Annotated in this window: 14 protein-coding genes; 4 read left to right on the plus strand and 10 right to left on the minus strand. The window is 72.0% G+C overall.

Features of this window, described 5'->3' with window-relative positions:
* Positions 1 to 11: 11 nt before the first annotated feature.
* Together APR04_RS08975 and APR04_RS08980 are read right to left on the minus strand one after the other, a co-directional pair.
* Entirely contained in the window at positions 12 to 2,609 is a 2,598-nt protein-coding gene (locus APR04_RS08975) for an FtsK/SpoIIIE family DNA translocase (protein WP_308292338.1), read from the minus strand.
* Between the two features lie 328 nt (positions 2,610 to 2,937).
* Positions 2,938 to 3,348, minus strand: coding sequence for a hypothetical protein (locus APR04_RS08980; protein ID WP_253869387.1), 411 nt, complete (start codon positions 3,346 to 3,348; stop codon positions 2,938 to 2,940).
* Positions 3,349 to 3,442: 94 nt separating this feature from the next.
* Here APR04_RS08980 and APR04_RS08985 point away from each other — a divergent pair, with 94 nt between their 5' ends.
* Complete coding sequence (locus APR04_RS08985) at positions 3,443 to 4,030, plus strand: TetR/AcrR family transcriptional regulator (RefSeq protein WP_253869388.1); 588 nt, start codon at positions 3,443 to 3,445, stop codon at positions 4,028 to 4,030.
* Between the two features lie 10 nt (positions 4,031 to 4,040).
* Here the strand turns inward: APR04_RS08985 and APR04_RS08990 are convergent, their stop codons facing one another.
* The 3 genes from APR04_RS08990 to APR04_RS09000 form a co-directional block, all read right to left on the minus strand.
* Positions 4,041 to 4,715, minus strand: coding sequence for a DUF4328 domain-containing protein (locus tag APR04_RS08990; RefSeq protein WP_253869389.1), 675 nt, complete (start codon positions 4,713 to 4,715; stop codon positions 4,041 to 4,043).
* A gap of 98 nt (positions 4,716 to 4,813) precedes the next feature.
* Positions 4,814 to 5,827 (minus strand): adenosine deaminase, encoded by a 1,014-nt coding sequence (gene add / locus APR04_RS08995; RefSeq protein WP_253869390.1) that lies wholly within the window; start codon positions 5,825 to 5,827, stop codon positions 4,814 to 4,816.
* A 34-nt stretch (positions 5,828 to 5,861) separates the two neighbouring features.
* A complete protein-coding gene (locus tag APR04_RS09000) occupies positions 5,862 to 6,692 on the minus strand; it encodes a DUF4328 domain-containing protein (RefSeq protein ID WP_253869391.1) in 831 nt (276 codons plus the stop codon).
* A gap of 155 nt (positions 6,693 to 6,847) precedes the next feature.
* Between APR04_RS09000 and APR04_RS09005 the strand changes: the two genes are divergently transcribed.
* Together APR04_RS09005 and APR04_RS09010 are read left to right on the plus strand one after the other, a co-directional pair.
* The gene (locus APR04_RS09005; RefSeq protein WP_253869392.1) at positions 6,848 to 8,689 is read left to right on the plus strand and encodes an HSP90 family protein; all 1,842 of its coding nucleotides are present in this window, start codon (positions 6,848 to 6,850) and stop codon (positions 8,687 to 8,689) included.
* Positions 8,686 to 11,040, plus strand: coding sequence for a hypothetical protein (locus APR04_RS09010; protein ID WP_253869393.1), 2,355 nt, complete (start codon positions 8,686 to 8,688; stop codon positions 11,038 to 11,040). Before APR04_RS09005 ends, APR04_RS09010 begins: the two co-directional genes overlap by 4 nt.
* 34 nt (positions 11,041 to 11,074) lie before the next feature.
* Here APR04_RS09010 and APR04_RS09015 read toward each other — a convergent pair whose 3' ends face one another.
* A complete protein-coding gene (locus APR04_RS09015) occupies positions 11,075 to 11,497 on the minus strand; it encodes a MarR family winged helix-turn-helix transcriptional regulator (protein WP_253869394.1) in 423 nt (140 codons plus the stop codon).
* An 88-nt stretch (positions 11,498 to 11,585) separates the two neighbouring features.
* On the opposite strand from APR04_RS09015, the gene APR04_RS09020 reads away from it, so the two are divergent.
* A complete protein-coding gene (locus tag APR04_RS09020; protein ID WP_253869395.1) occupies positions 11,586 to 12,404 on the plus strand; it encodes an SDR family NAD(P)-dependent oxidoreductase in 819 nt (272 codons plus the stop codon).
* On the opposite strand, the gene APR04_RS09025 is transcribed toward APR04_RS09020, so the two are convergent.
* From APR04_RS09025 to dapA, 4 genes are all read right to left on the minus strand, one after another.
* Positions 12,399 to 13,133, minus strand: coding sequence for a DUF4328 domain-containing protein (locus APR04_RS09025; RefSeq protein ID WP_253869396.1), 735 nt, complete (start codon positions 13,131 to 13,133; stop codon positions 12,399 to 12,401). The genes APR04_RS09020 and APR04_RS09025 overlap by 6 nt on opposite strands.
* Positions 13,133 to 13,852: a DUF4328 domain-containing protein gene (locus tag APR04_RS09030; protein WP_253869397.1), complete on the minus strand. Its 720-nt coding sequence runs from the start codon at positions 13,850 to 13,852 to the stop codon at positions 13,133 to 13,135. The genes APR04_RS09025 and APR04_RS09030 overlap by 1 nt, the downstream gene beginning before the upstream one ends.
* A 196-nt stretch (positions 13,853 to 14,048) precedes the next feature.
* The gene (locus APR04_RS09035) at positions 14,049 to 15,734 is read right to left on the minus strand and encodes a ribonuclease J (RefSeq protein WP_253869398.1); all 1,686 of its coding nucleotides are present in this window, start codon (positions 15,732 to 15,734) and stop codon (positions 14,049 to 14,051) included.
* A gap of 37 nt (positions 15,735 to 15,771) precedes the next feature.
* Positions 15,772 to 16,767 carry a 4-hydroxy-tetrahydrodipicolinate synthase gene (gene dapA / locus APR04_RS09040; protein ID WP_253869399.1) on the minus strand — a complete coding sequence of 332 codons (996 nt, stop codon included), beginning with the start codon at positions 16,765 to 16,767 and terminating at the stop codon, positions 15,772 to 15,774.
* Positions 16,768 to 16,773 lie beyond the last annotated feature (6 nt).

Raw genomic sequence — 16,773 nt, forward strand, 5'->3', positions numbered from 1 at the left:
GCGAACCGTCGTCAGCGCAGCGCGTCGGCGTCGTCGTGGTAGTCCGTGGCGACGGGTGGCAGGTGACCGTCCGTCCCGTCGGCGTACTGGTCGTCGGTGGCGCGGCTCGCGCCGTCCGCGCGACGCTCGGGCTCTGCCTGGTCGAAGACCTGCGGCGGCTGCTCGCCGCGGATGAGCGCGAGCGCCGACGGCAGCTCGTCCGCCAGGACGAGCACGTCGCGTGCCTTGGAACCCTCGGAGGGCCCCACGATCTCGCGCGACTCCAGCAGGTCCATGAGGCGCCCCGCCTTGGCGAACCCCACGCGGAGCTTGCGCTGCAGCATGGACGTCGAGCCGAACTGGGTGGTGACCACCAGTTCCGTCGCCTGCAGCAGCAGGTCGAGGTCGTCGCCGATGTCCTCGTCGACCTGCTTCTTCGGGGCGGTCGGCGCGGCGACGTCCTCGCGGTACACCGGCTTGAGCTGGCTCTTGACGTGCTCGACGACCTGGTGCACCTCTGACTCGGTGACCCACGCGCCCTGGACGCGCATCGGCTTGGCGGCGCCCATGGGCAGGAAGAGCGCGTCGCCCTGGCCGATGAGCTTCTCGGCACCGGGCTGGTCGAGCACCACGCGGGAGTCGGTGACCGACGACGTCGCGAAGGCGAGCCGCGACGGCACGTTCGCCTTGATGAGCCCCGTGACGACGTCGACGGACGGGCGCTGCGTCGCCAGCACGAGGTGGATGCCCGCCGCGCGCGCGAGCTGCGTGATGCGCTGGATCGAGGCCTCGACGTCGCGCGGGGCGACCATCATGAGGTCCGCGAGCTCGTCGACGACCACGAGGAGGTACGGGTAGGGCGCGATCTTGCGCTCGGAGCCCGCCGGCGGCTTGACCTTGCCGGCCCGGACCGCCGTGTTGAAGTCGTCGATGTGCTTGAAGCCGAACATCGCCAGGTCGTCGTACCGCGAGTCCATCTCGCGCACCACCCAGTCGAGGGCCTCAGCGGCCTTCTTCGGGCTGGTGATGATCGGCGTGATCAGGTGCGGGATGCCCTCGTAGATGGTGAGCTCCACGCGCTTGGGGTCCACCAGGATGAGGCGCACCTGCTCGGGCGTCGCACGCATAAGGATCGACGTGATCATCGAGTTGATGAAGCTCGACTTGCCCGCGCCGGTGGCGCCCGCCACGAGGATGTGCGGCATCTTCGCGAGGTTCGCGACGACGTAGCCGCCCTCGACGTCCTTGCCGACGCCCATCACCATGGAGTGCTCGGTGCGTCGCGCGGCGCCCGAGCGGAGCACGTCGCCCAGCACGACGGTCTCGCGGTCCGTGTTCGGGATCTCGATGCCGATGGCGGACTTGCCCGGGATCGGCGACAGGATGCGCACGTCGGCGCTCGCCACCGCGTACGCGATGTTGTTGGACAGCGACGTGATGCGCTCGACCTTGGTCTTGGCCCCCACCTCGACCTCGTACCGGGTGACCGTCGGGCCGCGGCTGAAGCCGGTGACCTTCGCGTCGACGCCGAACTGCTCGAAGACGCCGGTGAGCGACTCGACCACCCGGTCGTTGGCGGCCGAACGGGCCTTGTGCGGCGGTCCCTGCACCAGCACGTCCTCGTTCGGCAGCAGGTAGACCGTGTCGCCGTCGAGCATGGGCTGCACGCCGCGCGGCATCGGCTCGCTGCCCTGCGGCGGCCTGGGCCCGTCGCCCTTGCCGCGCTCGCCGTCCGGGCCGGCGGGTGCGCCGGTCACCTTGCCGGCGGGCTCGCTGGTCGGGATGCGCTGCGTGGAGAGCTTGCTCGCCTTCGCGGCGCGTTCCGCGGCCTCCACCTCGGCGGCCTTCTCGAAGGCCTCGTCGCCGACGAACCCGGCCAGCCGCTCCTTCTCCGCGGCGATCTCCTGCTTGGTGCGGCGCTTGCGGCGCTTCGTGCCTGCAGCGGCGCCGTCGTGCGCCGAGACGCCTTCGGCAAGCGCGATCGCGTCCTTGTCCGTCGCCACCGGCTCGGTGTGGTTACCGGTGAGCCGGTCGTACAGGCCGCGCAGGCGTGCCGGGATCCGGTGCACCGGCGTCGCCGTCACGATGAGGACCCCGAAGAACCCGGCCAGGACGTACAGGGGGATCGCGAACCACTGCGTCAGGCCGGTGGCCACCGGGGTCGCGAACAGGAACCCGATGACGCCGCCGGCGTCCTGCACCGGGGCGAAGCCCTCGGCAGGCGACGGCAGGTCCGCACTGATGTGCACGAGAGAGCACGTGGCGACCACGAGGAAGCTGAGCCCGATCGCCACCCGCCCGTTCTGCTGGGCGCGCTCGGGATGGCGCATGACCCGGAAGGCGAGCCACACGAGCAGCACGGGCAGGGCGATGCCTGCCACACCGAACGTGCCGGCGACCACCGCGTGCACGCCGTCGCCGAATGCCCCGTCGATGCCCCACCACTCACGCGCGGCGACGATCACCGCCACTGCGAGCAGCGCGAAGCCGACGCCGTCGCGCCGGTGGTCCGTTTCCAGTTCCTGCCCTCCCTGCTGCTCTGCCTTCTGCGCGCCCCCGTCCCCGTCGGACGTGTCCTGCGCCGTCCGCGGCCCCGCGGCACGGGTGGCACCGCCGACGGCGTGCGCCATACCCATCCACAGCCCCCGTAGCGCGCGGACCGGCCACGGCGGGCGGGACGGCACGGACGCAGCCTTGGGTGCCGGGCGGGCAGCCCCCCGGCGCTGAGTCGGTCTCGACGCTGCGGCCTTGGGCCTTGGGCGCTTCGCGCCCTGCCCGGATCCCTTCCCGGAGCTTCGCCGGGCCGACGTGCGGGTCGCCATGATGTCGCCACCGTAACCGGGGACGACGGCCCGGCCCAAGAACCCTCGCGGTGTGTCCCGGACCGGGCCGTCATCCGTCTTGTCGCACGCCATCCGTCCGTGCACGCCGCACGGGCCTGGCCCGAGCCTGCCCGGTTCAGGCCAGGAGCAGGCCGGCCGCCAGCGTCACCACACCCGCGGCCAGGAACACCGCCCCGGCCGGGAGCAGCACGACGGCGCGGTTGGGCGCCGTCCGCCCCTTACCCATCGCGGAGAAGAAGAATCCCGCCGGCATCAGGATCGCCGCGCACAGCACACCCGTGGCGGCCAGCCAGCGCGCGAAGCCCGTCAGGCTCGTCCCCTCCGCCAGGAGAACGCAGAGCAGACCGAGGATCACCAGCACGCCCGCGTGCGCGTGGCCGGCCCGGTAGAAGCTCTTCTGCAGGTCGGTGGTGACCAGCCTGCCGCCGAACACCTTGAGCAGGAAGAACCCGCCGGACTCGATCCCTACGACGGTCAGCAGCACGACGCCCGCTGTGATGCGGGCCGGATCCGAGAGCTCGAGCACGACTTCCTCCTGGGGCAGTGGGTCGACCGATGGTTCGTAACACTGTTATCAAACAACGTTCGCAAACCCACGTCAAGCCTTCTACACTCACACCATGGCTCGACCACGACTGCACGACGACGCTCTGCGCACCCGGCTCCTCGAAGTCACCTCGCAGGTGATCTCGTCCGACGGCGAGAGCGCCGTCACCGTGCGGAAGGTGGCCGCAGCGGCGGGGACCAGCGCATCAGCCGTCTACGCGCTGCTCGGTTCCCGCGAGGCGCTGGTCGAGGCCGTCAGCGACGAGGGGTTCCGGCGCTTCGCCGAGCACCTGGCCGCCGTCGGGCAGAGCGACGATCCCGCAGCGGACCTCCGCGCCCTCGGCGGCGCCTATCGGCGGTTCGCCCTGGCCGACCCGCACTTCTACCGCGTCATGTTCTACCGCGCCGTGTCGCCGGCACCCGGCGGTCCGACGTCAGCGATCGAGCGCCCGACCTTCCGGGTGCTGCACGACGCCGTCGCCCGAGCGGTCCACGGCGCGCCGCCCGAGCACGTGCTGAGCGCCGCCGTCGGACTCTGGGGCCTGGTGCACGGCCTGGTGTCGCTCGAGCTGGCGGGCCTGCTGCCCGGCGACGAGCACGAGCGCGCGGCCGCCTTCGAGCACGCAGCGGGAAGGGTCGGGCCCGCGCTTCTCGGCGGCTGACGCGGTTTCGTCAGGCCGCGGCGGCCGCCCGCTCCGCGAGCTCCCGCTGGCCGGCAGTGATCTCCCGGATGGTCCGGATCCAGAGGACCAGGGCGACGACCCCGGCCGCGGCCCCGATGCCTTCGACGACAGGCAGCGGCATATCGACCGTCAGCCGGAACGAGCCGTCGCCCGACGAGCTGGAGAACCTGAAGAAGAGGCTGAACACGAAGACCAGCCAGGCGGCCCACCAGGCGCCGAGCGAGCGCTGCTGTCCTCGCACGCAACCACGCCGGATGTCGGCTACGACCTGGAGCGGGAACCACAGGCTCACGACCGGGACCACCCAGCCGAGCCACACCCAGACCGGGCCGCGCTCCTGGAGGATCTCCGGACGCGCGGCGACCGCGAAGGCGCGTGACCCGTGGAGCCACAGGCAGCCGGCCACGAACCCGCCGAGCGCCAGGACCTGGGCGAGGCCGCTGATCTGGCTGAAGATCAGGTAGAACGGCGGCCCGACGGCCGCAGACACTCCCTCCTGGAGGATCCTGTCCGCCACCGGCCTCGCCGGGATCGACGCCACGAACACCAGGACCTGCGTCAGTGCCAGGCAGATCGCGACCACGACCGCCACCTGGGCGGCACGGGCGGGGACCGGAGGTATCAGGGCCGGCGGCCGGGGCTCGTACGGGTTCAGCTGGGACAACGTCGCCTCCTCGCGCGGTGTGCTGGGCACACTATCGGCCACCGAGCCAGGCGACCCGGGGGCACAGCGGGTGATCTCTGCGCGCGGTCCTCTGGTGGTCAGGCGCGGGCCGTGCGCCACGCCTCCACCTCGGCCAGTCGCTCGGCCACGCGGTCCGGTGCGAGGAAGGACCCGCGGAACGACGCGGCGGCGAGCGCCGCCCGCTGGTCCCTGGTGAGGCCGTAGGCCGCTGTGACGGCGTCGTCGACGTCGTCGACGTACGCGTCGAAGTACGGCGGGTCGTCGGAGCTGATGCTGACGAGCATGCCTGCCTCGATCATCGCGGGCAGCGGGTGCTCGGCCAGGCTCGGGACGGCACGCAGCCGCACGTTGGACACAGGACACACGGTGAACGGGACCTGCTGCGCCACGACGCGTGCGACCAGGTCCGGGTCCTGGACCACGGCGATGCCGTGGTCGATCCGCTCGGCGTGCAGGACGTCGAGGGCGTCCCGGATGTTCGCGGCTGGTCCCTCCTCCCCCGCGTGGGCGGTCAGCCGCAGACCGGCCTGCGCCGCCCGCGCGTAGACACCCTCGAACAAGCTCGGCGGGTACCCGACCTCCGCACTGTCCAGCCCGACACCCACGATCGGCGCGCCCATCGCGAGGAGCCGCTCCAGGACGTCGAGCGCGTCCGCGCTGTCCCGGTCGCGGTGGAACGAGGCGATGAGCAGGGTCGAGATACCGAGCTCGGCCTCGCTGCGCTCCAGGACGCCCGCGATGCCGCCGACGACCACCTCCAGCGGCAACCCCCGCACGAGGTGCGCCTGCGGGTCGAAGCTGATCTCGGCGTGCCGCACGCCCGCCCGTGCCACCCGCACCAGGTAGGCACGGGTCAGGTCGGCGAAATCGGCCTCGGTGCACAGCACCGACATGCCCGCCGTGTACAGGTCCAGGAACGACTGCAGGTCCTGGAACTCGTAGGCGGCACGCAGGCTCTCCGGGTCGGGATACGGCAGGCCGACGCCGTTGCGGACCGCCAGCTCGAACGCCAGGTCCGGCTCGAGCGTCCCCTCGAGGTGCACGTGCAGCTCTGCTCGAGGAGGGCGTGACGACGGAGGGAGAGTGGCCATACGGGCAGGTTAACGTCCTGCCACGCCCCCGGTGTCAGGCGAATCCAGCCATCTTCTCCTGGGCTCTCGTGATCTCACGGATGATCCGGACCCACCAGGCGAACGCGACGGTCAGCGCGGCCACCGCGACGGACCGGACCAGGATCTCCGCGTCGGCAGAGGACGAGGCCAGCACCCGCAGGCCCGACAGCAGCCAGAAGGACCACCACAGGCCGAGCGCGACGCGGCGTCCGCCGTCCGGGACCACGGCACTGCGGACGTCGCGGACCACCCCGTAGGGGATCCACAGGAACGCGACCGGCACCCACCAGCCGAACCACGTCCAGGCCCGACCGTGCGCGAACCGCGCCGCGGGGTTCGCGGCCTCGGCGAACCTACGGCTGGCCTGCAGCCAGACGCAGGCTGCCACGAAGGCAGCCAGCCCGAACAGGAACGTCACGGTGTCGCCGTTGGGGTCGATCCGCACGCCCAGGCCGATCTCGATGCCTGCGACGGCCCCGCCCCTGCCACCGGTGACGAGCAGGATCGCCAGCTCGGCGAGCTCGACGAAGAGCAGGCAGCACGCGGCGACGATCGCCCCGACGGCCAGTCCGGCAGGGGGCTCGGGCAGGGGCTTGCTCGGCAGCCGCCGCCGTGCGGGCGGGTAGGCTTCGTCGAGAGGCACCTGGTGCTGCTGCCCGGTGGCGACCGGGCGCTGGCCGGTGGCCAGCGCGTACTGGCCGGCGCGCTGCTCGGGGTACTGCGGTTCGGCGTACGGGGACTGCGGGTGCGCTGGGCTGCCCAGCTGCTCCGGGTAGGGCGGTCGGCCCTGCTGACCGGGCCAGGGCGTGGCACCGTTCTGGTGGGAGATACGCGGATCGGACATCAATGGCCTCCGGTGTGTTCCCGACACCGTACTCACACCGCTATGTCCGGTAGCCACCAAATGTGGGTGAACCCGCAACACCCCTGTCGAGATCCGGTGTCCGGGCGGCACTTTCCTGGGGCCTGTCAGTGTGCGCCAGTAGCATTTCGCGCACCATGACGACGCAAGAGACCTCGGCGGGATCACCGCACACCTTTCAGGTCGACCTCCGTGGGCTGGTCGACCTGTTGTCCCAGCACCTGTACGCCAGCCCGCGCGTCTACGTGCGCGAGCTGCTGCAGAACGGCGTCGACGCCATCACGGCGCGGCGTGAGCTCGACCCCGGCGCGCCCAGCACCGTGCGGATCGAGGCGACCGGGTCCGCGCTGCGGATCACCGACTCCGGCGTCGGTCTCAGCGAGCCCGAGGTGCACCAGCTCCTGGCCACGATCGGGCGCAGCTCCAAGCGGGACAACCTCGACGAGGCGCGCAAGGAGTTCCTCGGCCAGTTCGGCATCGGCCTGCTGGCCTGCTTCGTCGTTGCCGAGACCATCCGGGTCGTGAGCCGCTCGGCACGCACGCCCGACGCGCTGCCGGTGGAGTGGGTCGCCCACGACGACGGCTCGTACACCGTCCGCACCCTGCCGGCCACCGAGCACCCCGAGCCGGGCACGACGGTGCACCTGGTGGCCCGCCGCGGGAGCGAGCAGTGGTTCGAGGCGGCGACCGTGGCCGACCTCGCGGCGGACTTCGGGGCACTGCTGCCCTATGACGTCCGGGTGGGTGACGAGCCCGTCACCGGCCGACGCCCGCCGTGGGAGGCCGAGCACACGAGCCCGACGGCGCGGGCCGCGGCGCTGTCGGCGTACTGCCAGGACACGTTCGGCTTCGCGCCGCTGGACTCGATCGAGCTCGACCTGCCGCTGGTCGGCATCCGTGGCGTCGCGTACGTCCTGCCCGGCGTGGTGAGCCCCGCACAGCGCGGCGGTCACCGGGTGCACCTCAAGGGGATGCTGCTCACCGACCGCGCGGAGACCCTGCTGCCCGACTGGGCGTTCTTCGTGCGGTGCGTCCTCGACACCGACTCGCTGCGACCGACGGCCAGCCGCGAGCAGCTCTACGAGGACGAGACCCTCGCCGCGGTGCGGGAAGCGCTCGGCGACCGGGTCCGCGGCTGGCTCGCGCAGCTCGCGACCACCTCGCCAGAGCGCCTGCGGCGCTTCCTCGCCGTGCACCACCTGGGGGTCAAGGCGCTCGCGCTCCATGACGACGACGTGCTGCGCACCATGCTCCCGTGGCTGCCCTTCGAGACGTCGGAGGGCGAGCTGACGCTCGACGACCTCGCCCGCCGGCACCGGACGGTGCACTTCACGCGCACCGTCGACGAGTTCCGCCAGGTCTCCGCCATCGCTGCGGCGCAGGGCATGGCCGTGGTCAACGGCGGCTACACGTACGACGCGGCGCTCGTCGAGGCGCTGCCGCTCGTCCGGCCCGCCACGGTCGTCGAGGAGCTGGACGCCTCCGTGGTGACGGCACACCTGGACCACCTCGACCCGGCGTCCGAGCTCGCGCTCGCACCGTTCCTTGCCACCGCCCGGGCGCGGCTCGACCCGCTGGACTGCGACGTCGTGGTGCGCGCGTTCCATCCTGCGACCCTGGCCGCCGTCCACCTGGACGACCGGTCCGCACGCCACGAACGCGCCCGCGCGGATGCCGAGGGACACGCGGACGACCTCTGGGCCGGCATCCTCGGTGCCCTGCGCGACGAGGCCCCGCGGGCCCGGCTCGTGCTCAACCACCTCAACCCGCTGGTGCGCCGTATCGCCGCGCTGCCCGACGCCGACCTGACCGGCGTCGCGACCGATGCCCTGTACGGGCAGTCGCTGCTCCAGGCCCGGCGCCCCCTGCGGCCTGTCGACCAGGCGCTCGTGAACCGTGCGTTCGGCGAGCTGCTGGAGTGGGCGGCCCCGGCGGCACGCGGTGACCAGCACGGCGGCTCCCAGGCGACGAACCGATGACCGAGATCACCGACCTGGCGACGCTGCAGGCCGCCATCTGGGAGAACCGGCAGCGCCCCCACGGGACGTCCCAGGCGGCGGCGGCCGAGCAGATCCTCGACCAGGCGACGCAGATCGGACCGCAGGCCGAGGTCAGCGCCCTGTTCCATCTGGTCAGCGCCTACCAGTTCAGCGCGGACCGGCCCAAGGCGCTCGTCCCCTTCGCCCGCGCCCTGCGGCTCTGGGACCAGGACCCGAGCCTCTTCGACCACTTCAGCACGCACTCGCTGTTCTGGGACTTCAAGTGGATGACCACCGGCATGCTCGACCTGCCGCAGGTGCCGCTGGCCGCCATCGAGAGCTGGCTCGCAGAGATGGACCACCGGTACCGGCTGGCCGGGCACACCGAGCGAGCCGTGCGGATGTCCGAGTTCAACGTCGCCGACCACCTGGGCGACACCGAGCGGGCGCAGCGGGCCTTCGACGGCTGGCTCGCCGCCGAGCGTGGCGAGATGGCCGACTGCCGCGCCTGCGAGACGGCGCACCAGGGCGAGTTCTACGTCGCTGCCGGAGCGGACGGTAGAGCGGTGCAGCACTGGGAGCGCGTCCTGTCCGGTCAGCAGACGTGCGCCGAGGAGCCGCACCGCACGCTGGCCCGCTCGCTGCTCCCACTGGTGCGGCTGGGCCGGATCGACGAGGCCCGGGCGAACCACCTGCGGGGCTACCCGATGGTCAAGGGCTCGGAGAGCATGATGCCGTCGGTGGGCAGGCACATCGAGTTCTGCGCGCTCACCGGGAACGAGGCGCGCGGGCTCGAGCTTCTGGCCGACACGCCCGCGTACTTCGACACCGGCCTCGAGCCCGCGCCCCGGATGGGGCATCTCGCGGTGACGGCGCTGCTCATGGACCGGCTGGTCGCGCTAGGCCGTGGCGGTCTCGAGGTCTCCGGCCCGGCCGGCCGCACCTGGACCACCGCTGAGCTGGCGCACGACGCGCGGACGGAGGCGCTCGCGCTGGCCGCCCGGTTCGACGAGCGCAACGGCACGACGGCGGTGAGCGAGCGGATCCAGGCGCGCCTGGACGCCGAGCCGCTGCTCAGCCGGTTACCGCTCGGGGTGCGAGCGGTGCTGCCGTCGGACGCCGGGCCGGCCGGCGCGGAGCCCACCGTCGGGCAGCCTGCCGCAGGCTCTGCACCCGGCGCGCCGCGGGACCAGCAGGAGGCTGAGCCGGCAGCCACCGCGCCGGAGGCCGTCGGCGGCAACCGCGCAGGCGCCGGCGAGGAGCCCGTGTCCGCCGATGTCAGCGAGGCCCTCGGTCGGTACAACCTGGCTCAGGAGGCCGGGGACCTGGCGGGCATGCGGTCGGGGATGGCGGACGCCATCGACCGTGCCGGCGACGCGGCGGCACCCGAGTGGCGTCTGATGGCGCACCTGCAGCTCTCGGAGGTGCTCGCCGCTGACGACGACCTGTCCGCTGCCGTGCACCACGGGCTGGAGGCGGTGGCCTGGGCCGACCTGGTCGACCGGAGCTCCGCCGTCGTGGCCAGGGCGCGGCTGGCCGGGCATCTCATGGCCGCGGGCCGGTTCGACGAGGCGGCGCCCGTGCTGGAGCAGGCGCTGCCCGACCTGGACCCCTCCCCCGAGGTGCACGGCGACGGGATGCTGGTGCAGGTCCGCTGGTGGCTCGGCGACTGTGCCATGACCAGGGACGCGCCGGCGGAGGCGGCCGCGCACTGGCTCGCCGCGGCGCAGGTCGCGCAGCACTGGCCAGAGCAGACCGACCACGCGGTGCTGGCCAACCTCGCGGCGGAGGCCCTGGGCAAGGCCGGCGAGTCGAGGTCGGCACAGCTGGCCTACGAGCGGGCTGCGGACCTGTGGGCCGAGGTCGGCGACGCGATGCGCCAGCTCCGTGCCACCCGGGCGTGGGCGTGGGCGGTCCGGAACCGCGACGTCGCCGAGGCCAGCCGCATCATGACCGGCGCCACCCGCGTGTGCGAAGCCGCGCTGGCCGACGCGACGGATCCGGACGAGCAGGCGAGGCTGCGGCTGGAGCTGCCCGAGACGCTCGAGCAGCACGCCCGGGCGATCGCCGAGGAGGACCTGGACACGGGCCGCCTCTGCGGCCTCTACGACGGCGCCCTTGACGAGGCCGTCGAGCTGGCGAGCCGCGCCGAGTCCCTGCTGCGCGACTGCGACGACGTCGGGCGCTGGTGCCGTTGTGCCCTGCTCGCCGCCGAGCTGTCGGTCGAGGCGGGCGGCACGGCCCGCGCGCTGGAGCTGGTCGCGGCAGTAGAGGCGAGGATCCAGGGCGACGAGGAGCTCAGCAGCTTCGGCGACCACGCCGACTGGATCCGCGACCAGGTCGCCGTCTGACCGGAGCCCGGTCGGACGGCGCACCGGTCGCGGGTCATCCGGCCGGTCGGGCGACGCGCCCCAGCAGGGCGCTGAGCTGCCGCAGCTCGACGGCCGACAGCACCGCCAGCGGGGTCTTCTCCAGCGCCGTCCGGACCAGCTCCTCACGGACCTGGCGGCCCTTGGTGGTCAGCACGAGGACGCGGGAGCGCCGGTCGTCCGGGTCCACCGCACGTTCCACCAGGCCGCGGTCGACGAGCTGGTTGCTGATGAACGTCAGGTTGGGGGCGTTGCAGTACAGGCGTTCGGCCATCGCCTTCATCGACGGTGGCTTCTCTTCGGGGTCGATGACCCACAGCGCCTGGAACGTCGCCGGCGTCATCTGGTGCTCCGCCAGCGACTGGCCGAGCAGGTCGTTCGTCCGCATCCAGATGTCGTGGGTCGCCGCGACCACCGCGGTGAGCTCTGGCGTCGTCATCACGCCATCCTACTGATAGTTCGAGCCTCGAAGGACCGTGCTACGTTCTGCTCGTAATACTTCGAGACTCGAATCATTGGGAGATTCTGTGATCCACGACTTCACCGACGTCACCGTGCTGGTCACCGGCGCGTCCAAGGGGCTGGGCCGCGCCTACGCGCTGGAGCTGGCCCGCCGGGGAGCCCGGCCGATCCTGCTGGCTCGTTCGGAGGGGCCGCTACGGGACCTCGTCGCGCAGATCCAGGAACGGCACGGCGGCCCGGACGCCGAGGTCGTGGTCGGTGACCTCGCGGCTCACGACGGCCCCGAGCGGATCCTGCGCGAGCTGCGCGACCGCGGCCTCACCGTCGACCTGCTGCTCAACAACGCGGGCGCGGGCAGCGTGGGCCCGTTCCTCGGCCGCCCGCTCGGAGCGCAGCTGAGCACCGTCGGGCTCAACATCAGCGGCCTGCTCGCACTGACCCACGCGATCGGAGCCGAGATGGTCGCTCGCGGCTCCGGCGGCATCATCAACGTCTCGTCCACCGCAGCCTTCCAGCCCATGCCCTACCAGGCCAGCTATGCCGCGACGAAGGCGTTCGTGCTCTCCTTCACGGAGTCGCTGGCCGAGGAGCTGCGAGGAACCGGGGTCCACGTCATGGCCGCGCACCCCGGTGCGATCGCCACCGGCTTCTTCGACGGCACCACGGCCACGATCGACCCCCGGGTGGCCGACACGCCGGAGAGCGTCGCGGCCCGCACCCTGGACGACTACGCCCGGCGGCGCGCCGTGTCCTACCCGGGCCGGGCGGTGAACCGTGCGATGACCTGGCCGACGAGGCTCCTCCCGCGCACCGCCGTCGTGCGGATCACCGGCGCGCTCAACCGCCGGCTACGCCTGGACGAGGTCGTCGACGCGACCTCATGACCGGTGCTCCTGCCGCGCGGCCGCGATGCGCTCCGCCTGGGAGCGCGAGACGTCGCGGACCATGCGGATCCACAGCACGAGCGCGACGACCATGCCGACCGTCGCGGCGAGCTCGACGAAGACCAGCGCCTCCGCGGCGGTCGCCGTCGCCTCCGCCGTCGTGCGGCTGGTCATCCGGCCGGCGGTGTTCGACAGGGTGACGAAGACGAGCCATGCGGCCCACCAGCCACCGATCCCCGAGACCGGGCCGGTCGCGGTCGCCCGGCGGATGTCGCGGACCACCTGGTACGGGAACCAGAGCGAGACGATCGGCACCCACCAGCCGAGCCAGGCCCAGACCTTGCTGCGCTGGTGCACGAGCCCCGGGGTCGCCGCCACGGCGGTCGAGCGGCTGGTGTACAGCCAGAGACAGGTGACGATGTAGGTCGCGAGCTGCACCGCGAAGGACAGGATGGCGGCGAGGTCGTAGCCGGTGAACGCGCTGTCGTAAGCACCGTAGCCCGCGGCCGCCGCCTCGCGCAGCGCGTCGGCCGCCGCAGGGGCCAGCGCGAGCTTCAGCACCTGGACCGCCGACCACACGCATGCCAGCACGATCGCGGCGGTCCCCAGCCCCGCCGTGCTGCGTAACGGTGGCAGGGAGTACAACGGCGCGCCGTAGGTGTGGTGCACGGGTGCGGGCGGGGCGGGAACCACCGGCCCCGCGGGCGGGGCGAACGGGTCGTGCGACATCAAGACACCTCTCCAGACGTAGTAGCGAGCCCCGCACGCTGTGCCGACGTGATCTCATCGACCAGCCACAGCCACAGGGCACCGCAAGCGATGCCGAGCACCGTGCTCCCGACCGCGAACCACTGCACGGCGGCGACCAGCGTGGCATCCGGTCCGACCGCGGGGGCGACGGCGTTCAGCACCACGTACGCCGCCGCGTCCACCGCCAACCACACGAGCCAGAGCAGCCACCAGCGCCGGACGGGCGCAGCCGTCGTGGCCATGCCGATCGTCGCCCGGCGGATGTCGCGCACCACCTGGTACGGGAACCAGAGGTTGAGGACGGGGAACGCCCACGCGAGCCACACCCGCGACGGCCGGTGCGTGTGGCGGAACGACGGCGACAGCGCGTCGGCCACCCGACGGCTCCGGTACAGCCACTGGGAGCCGATCAGGAAGGCGACGACCTGGACGGGCAGATAGAAGTACCCGATCGAGTCGTACGGCGTGCCCTCGACCTGCCACCAGCCGAGGCCGTTCGCGGCCGCGGCCCGCCAGACGCCGGCCGCCTGGAAGACCGCCACGCAGTCGACGACCAGCAGCAGGCACCACGCCACTGCGACGGCTCGCACGGCGTGCGCCAGGCCGTAGGGTCCGGCGGGAGCCGGCGTGGCACCGTCGGAGCCCAGTGACGGGGAGCCGAGCTGTGGCAGCCGAGAGTCAGCGGCTTGCTGCGACATATGAACCTTCTCGGGAGGGTATCGAGCAGCCGCCAACGCTAGCGACCGATGCCCGATATACCGCCATTGCCGGTGGGTGAACTTACCGAAGCTCGCTTGAAGCTGCCCGCGTGGGCGACGTCCCGGCCTCACGAGAACGGGGTTGTGTTCGTGACAGGCCCGGTCACGAACACAACCCCGTTCTCAGCCGCCCCGGCTACGCCTCGACGACCACCGGGACGATCATCGGCTTGCGGCGCAGCCGCGTCGCCACGTAGCGACCGATGGTGCGGCGCATGATCTGCTGCAGCTGGTGCGTGTCGGTGGCACCGCCGGCGATCGCGTTCTCGAGCGCGGCGGTGACCTCGGGCATGACCTTGTCGAACACCGACGCGTCCTCGGCCATGCCACGGGCCAGCACCTGCGGCGGCGCGAGCACCTTGCCCGTGGCCGTGTCGATGACCGCGAAGACGGACACGAAGCCCTCCTGGCCCAGGACCACGCGGTCCTTGAGCTCCGCCTCGGTGATCTCGCCGACCGACGACCCGTCGACGTAGACGTACCCGCAGGGCACGGCACCGACGACCGAGGCCTTGCCGTCCACGAGGTCCACGACCACGCCGTCCTCGGCGAGCACCACACGGTCGGCGGGCACGCCGGTCTTGACCGCGAGCGCCGCGTTGGCCACGAGGTGGCGCACCTCGCCGTGCACCGGCATGACGTTCTTGGGCTTGAGGATGTTGTAGCAGTACATGAGCTCTCCGGCCGAGGCGTGCCCGGAGACGTGGACCTTCGCGTTGCCACCGTGCACGACACGTGCGCCGAGGCGGGTGAGCCCGTTGATGATGCGGAACACGGCGTTCTCGTTGCCCGGGATGAGCGACGAGGCGAGGATCACGGTGTCGCCGAACTCGACCTGCACCTTGTGGTCGCCGTTCGCCATGCGGGAGAGCGCCGCCATCGGCTCGCCCTGGGAGCCCGTCGACATGTAGACGATCTGGTTGTCCGGCAGCGAGTCGGCCTTCTTCAGGTCGATCAGCACGCCGGGCGGTACGTCGAGGTAGCCGAGGTCGGCGGCGATGCCCATGTTGCGCACCATGGAGCGGCCGACGAGGGCGACGCGGCGGCCGTGGGCCTGCGCGGCGCGCAGCACCTGCTGCACACGGTGCACGTGCGACGAGAACGACGCGACGATGATCCGCTTGTCCGCGTGGGCGAACACGTCGTCCAGCACCGGCCCGATCTCGGCCTCGGGCGTGACGAAGCCGGGCACCTCCGCGTTGGTGGAGTCGACCATGAAGAGGTCGACGCCCTTCTCGCCGAGGCGGGCGAAGGCGCGCAGGTCGGTGATGCGGCCGTCGAGCGGCAGCTGGTCCATCTTGAAGTCGCCGGTGTGCAGCACGGTGCCTGCGGCGGTGGTGACCGCCACGGCGAGCGCGTCCGGGATGGAGTGGTTGACCGCGACGAACTCGCAGTCGAAGACGCCGAGCTTCTCGCGCTGCCCTTCCTTCACCTCGAGGGTGTAGGGCTTGATGCGGTGCTCCTTGAGCTTCGCCTCGATGAACGCGAGCGTCAGGCGCGAGCCGACCAGCGGGATGTCCTTGCGGAGCCGCAGCAGGTACGGCACGGCGCCGATGTGGTCCTCGTGGCCGTGCGTGAGCACGATCGCCTCGATGTCGTCGAGGCGGTCCTTGATGTAGTCGAAGTCCGGCAGGATCAGGTCCACGCCGGGCTGGTTGTCCTCGGGGAAGAGGACACCGCAGTCGATGACGAGCAGCTTGCCGGCATGCTCGAGGACCGCCATGTTGCGTCCCACCTCGCCCAGGCCACCGAGGGCGACCACGCGCAGGCCGCCGTCAGGCAGTGCTGGGGGCAGGGACAGTTCAGGGTGAGGGTGGCTCACTTGGCCTCCAAGGCCTCGTTACGTACAGAGAAAGTTCTTAACGGGGGGTGGCGATCGCCGGGTGTCCGATGATCGCCGAGGCGTCCTCGGGGAGCTCCGGCGGCGACATGGGAGTCGCGCTCGCGGGGATCACACCGCTGGCGATGAGGACGGCGCGCAGGTGGGCCACCTCGTGATCGCTCGCGGCGACGTTCGGCAGCCGCAGCGTCCGGTGCTCCAGCACGCCCTGCGCCTGCAGAGCGGCCTTGGCCATCACGGCCTGCGCGCCGGCTCCATTGAGCGCGTTGATGACCGGCACCGTCGTCCGGAACACCTGGAGCGCGGCGGTGTGGTCCCCGGCGTCCCACAGCCGCACGACCTCGGCGAACTTCTGCCCGACCACGTGCGCGGCCACCGACACGATCCCGGCGCCGCCCACGCTCAGCGAGGGGAGCAGCAGTCCGTCGTCGCCCGAGTACCAGGCGAGGCCGGTGGCCTCGATGAGCTGTTCCGCCGACCACACGTCGCCGGTGGCGTCCTTGTTGGCCACGACTCGCGGGTGCTCGGCGATGCGGGCGAAGGTCTCGGGTGCGATGCGCACACCGGTCCGGCCGGGGATGTCGTACAGCATGACGGGCAGGTCGGTGGAGTCGGCCACGGCGGCGAAGTGCTGGTACAGCCCTTCCTGCGTGGGCCGCGAGTAGTACGGCGACACGACGAGCAGGCCGTCGGCGCCCGCGTCCGCGGCCTGCGTGGCCATGCGGATGGCGTGCGCGGTGTCGTTGGACCCGGCACCGGCCAGGACCACGGCGCGGTCGCCCACCGCCTCGACGACGGCGGCGACGAGGTCCACCTTCTCGGGAGTGTGCGTCACCGGGGACTCACCGGTCGTGCCGGACAGGACGAGGCCGTCGTTGCCGTCGTCGATCAGCTTCTTCGCCAGCTTGGCCGCCGCTTTCAGGTCGATGGCGCCGTCCGGCGTCATCGGGGTGACCATCGCGGTCAGGACCGCGCCGAACGGGCGCACGGAGGTAGCGGGAAGAACCATAGGCATACCGTA

The sequence above is a fragment of the Promicromonospora umidemergens genome (assembly GCF_024171995.1).
In the GTDB taxonomy this organism is placed as follows: domain Bacteria; phylum Actinomycetota; class Actinomycetes; order Actinomycetales; family Cellulomonadaceae; genus Promicromonospora; species Promicromonospora umidemergens.

Coding starts and splice junctions, on each gene's coding strand:
- APR04_RS08975 (WP_308292338.1), bottom strand. CDS start 2,609: ATGGCGCACGCCGTCGGCGGTGCCACCCGTGCCGCGGGGCCGCGGACG.
- APR04_RS08985 (WP_253869388.1), top strand. CDS start 3,443: ATGGCTCGACCACGACTGCACGACGACGCTCTGCGCACCCGGCTCCTC.
- add (WP_253869390.1), bottom strand. CDS start 5,827: ATGGCCACTCTCCCTCCGTCGTCACGCCCTCCTCGAGCAGAGCTGCAC.
- APR04_RS09000 (WP_253869391.1), bottom strand. CDS start 6,692: ATGTCCGATCCGCGTATCTCCCACCAGAACGGTGCCACGCCCTGGCCC.
- APR04_RS09005 (WP_253869392.1), top strand. CDS start 6,848: ATGACGACGCAAGAGACCTCGGCGGGATCACCGCACACCTTTCAGGTC.
- APR04_RS09010 (WP_253869393.1), top strand. CDS start 8,686: ATGACCGAGATCACCGACCTGGCGACGCTGCAGGCCGCCATCTGGGAG.
- APR04_RS09015 (WP_253869394.1), bottom strand. CDS start 11,497: ATGACGACGCCAGAGCTCACCGCGGTGGTCGCGGCGACCCACGACATC.
- APR04_RS09025 (WP_253869396.1), bottom strand. CDS start 13,133: ATGTCGCACGACCCGTTCGCCCCGCCCGCGGGGCCGGTGGTTCCCGCC.
- APR04_RS09030 (WP_253869397.1), bottom strand. CDS start 13,852: ATGTCGCAGCAAGCCGCTGACTCTCGGCTGCCACAGCTCGGCTCCCCG.
- dapA (WP_253869399.1), bottom strand. CDS start 16,767: ATGCCTATGGTTCTTCCCGCTACCTCCGTGCGCCCGTTCGGCGCGGTC.